This is a genomic window from Paenibacillus sp. OT2-17 (assembly GCF_009827695.1).
Lineage (GTDB): Bacteria > Bacillota > Bacilli > Paenibacillales > Paenibacillaceae > Paenibacillus > Paenibacillus polymyxa_B.
The window spans coordinates 1-2,616 of the sequence record NZ_WUDQ01000517.1 but is presented as its reverse complement, the minus strand read 5'-3'; the positions used below and the strand labels follow the sequence as shown (position 1 = coordinate 2,616).

Here is a 2,616-nt window from a genome sequence, read left to right as displayed (position 1 = left end):
CCGGGGCGATCAGCCCGGCTATTACCCGCGCGAGGGTAGACTTTCCTGAACCCGATTCTCCCACAAGACCAAGCGTGGTACGCTCCTGCAGCTCCAGGCTTTCTTGATCAAGCGCGGTGAACTTACCATAAGCAACCGTTATATTTTCTATCTGCAAGGCTGTTTTCATAAATCCGCGCTCCTTTCAAGATCCGGGAGAGGAAGCACTGAGCTTATCAGCAACTGTGTATACGGATTTTGCGGGTTTTGTAAAAGGGGCAAAGTGTCTCCCCGCTCTATGATTCTTCCCTCTTTCATAACGCAAAGCTTTGAGCACATCGAAGCAGCTACAGCAAGATTGTGCGTAACAAACACCATGGCAAAACCCAGCTCCTTTTGAAGACGTGAAATAACGTCAAGTATTTGCCGTTGAACCGTTACGTCAAGCGCAGTTGTTGGCTCATCACAAAGAAGGATGCCCGGCTTGCACGCCAAAGCCATCGCAATAACAATACGTTGACACTGGCCGCCTGAAAGCTGGCGGGGGTAACGGTCAGTATGCTTTAAGGAATCGGGAAGACCGAGCATTTCAAGCAGTTCCAAAGCTATTGTGCGCGCGACCTTCCGACTCACCTTCTGCCTGTAGTACACAACCTCGGCAAGCTGCCGGGCCACCGGGCAGAGAGGGTCAAGTGCCCTTATCGGGTCTTGAAAAATCATTGCGCATCTGCCATTGCTCCTAATATGCCCGCCAACTTGTTCAATACCGGAGGGAAGCAACCCTATGATGGAGCGAAGCGTGAGCGATTTTCCAGATCCGGATTCCCCCACAAGTCCTATACTTTCGCCCGCTTCAACTTTGAGACTCACATTAGTGACCAATTTATGATTCGATTGCGTCGCGAGCGACAAATTTTCCACTTCTAAAATTGGATTCATAGCATTCATTTTCTTCTCCATATATCTGCTAGCCCATCGCCCACAAGGGATAAGGCAATCCCTGTATATACTACCGCAAAGCCTGGGATTGCTGAAAGCCACCACTTAGTAGATATAAAGGGCTGCCCATCAGAAATCATAGTTCCCCAATCCGGAGTTGGCGGCGCAATGCCGATACCTAGATAGCCTAGCGTAACAATGGCTACAAGCAGAACAGCCATGTCCGTCATAAGCACTACCACCGCTTGCGGTAACACATTCGGCAGAAGATGGCGCAGTATGATTTTAATATCCGGGATTCCCAGAGTTTTTGCAGCGGCTATCCATTCCTGCTTGCGAAACGATGCGCTAAGACCCTTGACCACGCGCGCGTATACAATCCAGCCAACCAGGACAAATGTAATGTATATCCCCTGTTCACCCGTACCGCTTGCAAACGCCACTATAATTACAATCAAATAAAAAGGGAACGCAATAAACGTATCGGTCAAAAGCGTGATAACCGTGTCTACCCATTTACCATAATACCCGGCAAGCATTCCCAGAAACACCCCCATACAAAAAGGGATGATCTCCGCCAGCACCATAATCTTCAAATCAGTCCGTGCGGCATAGATCAGCCGTGTAAACAAATCACGCCCCAGTTGATCGGTTCCCAGCCAGTGTTCGAAGGACGGGGGTTGTAAAGTTGCCGAAATATTTTGATCAGAAGGCTGGTAGGGGCTAATAACCGGTGCGAACACTGCAATACCTATGAGTAACGCAAACATAATACTGCCCCATAAAAGAGATGGAGTATTTAGTATTTTTCCCCAAGAGCGGTTGCTATGACCCGCCTTCTGAATCTGAAGATCTAATTGCGTGCGTTTCATTGTTCTCCTTTCGTCCTGGGATCAAGATACCCAGAAGCAACCTCAATCACGAAGCCGATGATGACCACAGATATCGCACAATAAAGAGCAATCCCCTGTATAACAGGAAAATCCCGGTTTGAAATGGCTGAAAATAACAGGCTTCCGATACCCTTGAGGCCAAAAACCTGTTCAATTACCAACGTGCCGCCCATCAGGTAGGCAATGTTTACGCCAAGCAGCATAAGAGCGGGAAGAGCGGAATTGCGCAGGACATGCTTTACCAATATAACCCGGTCGGGGATTCCCGCTGCCTTCAAGGTTACAACAAAATCAGATTCCAGCACTTCCAACATCTGCGCTCTTAAAGAACGAACAAGCGAGGGAATTTGCGACAATCCGACAGTGATCGCAGGAAGGGCGAGACTGTACAAGATTCCAAGCCAGCCCTCGCCGACTCCCCCAACGGGGAACCAGCGAAGCCGAACGCTAAATACCAGAATCAGTAGCAGTCCAACCCAAAAAATCGGCATACCGAGCGTTACAGCAGGCAAGATGCGTATAATGTGGTCAAGCAGTCCGTCTTTATGTGTTGCCGCAAGGGTGGCCAGCACCAGCGAAATAATGATGGAAAAAAGACAGGTCATTGCAATGAGCAGCAGCGTCACAGGGGCCCGCTCTGCAATCAACTCTCTTGAAGAAGTCTCAAAAACAATCGAAACGCCGGTATCACTGTGTGTAAAGAAATTGTGCACAAAGCCTATAAACTGCTCCCAAAGAGAACGATCCAGCCCCAACCTATGGCGCATACTCTCAATAGCCTCAGCTGTGGCGTATTCCCCCAGAA

At 49.0% G+C, this 2,616-nt stretch carries 4 protein-coding genes; all 4 read right to left on the bottom strand.

From position 1 onward, the window contains the following. Nucleotides 1-169, bottom strand: a 169-nt coding sequence (locus GRP75_RS23960) for an ATP-binding cassette domain-containing protein (RefSeq protein WP_160790565.1), incomplete at its 3' end; no start/stop codon positions are given. Beyond that, nucleotides 166-939, bottom strand: coding sequence for an ABC transporter ATP-binding protein (locus tag GRP75_RS23955; RefSeq protein ID WP_048481509.1), 774 nt, complete (start codon nucleotides 937-939; stop codon nucleotides 166-168). The genes GRP75_RS23960 and GRP75_RS23955, both read right to left, overlap by 4 nt. Continuing rightward, entirely contained in the window at nucleotides 924-1,790 is an 867-nt protein-coding gene (locus GRP75_RS23950) for an ABC transporter permease (protein WP_023989108.1), read from the bottom strand. Before GRP75_RS23950 ends, GRP75_RS23955 begins: the two co-directional genes overlap by 16 nt. Next, nucleotides 1,787-2,614 carry an ABC transporter permease gene (locus tag GRP75_RS23945; protein WP_237449165.1) on the bottom strand — a complete coding sequence of 276 codons (828 nt, stop codon included), beginning with the start codon at nucleotides 2,612-2,614 and terminating at the stop codon, nucleotides 1,787-1,789. Before GRP75_RS23945 ends, GRP75_RS23950 begins: the two co-directional genes overlap by 4 nt. Nucleotides 2,615-2,616: the final 2 nt, after the last annotated feature.

Excerpts from the sequence above, each read along its gene's own strand:
- GRP75_RS23955 (WP_048481509.1), bottom strand. The coding sequence starts at position 939 with ATGGAGAAGAAAATGAATGCTATGAATCCAATTTTAGAAGTGGAAAAT.
- GRP75_RS23950 (WP_023989108.1), bottom strand. The coding sequence starts at position 1,790 with ATGAAACGCACGCAATTAGATCTTCAGATTCAGAAGGCGGGTCATAGC.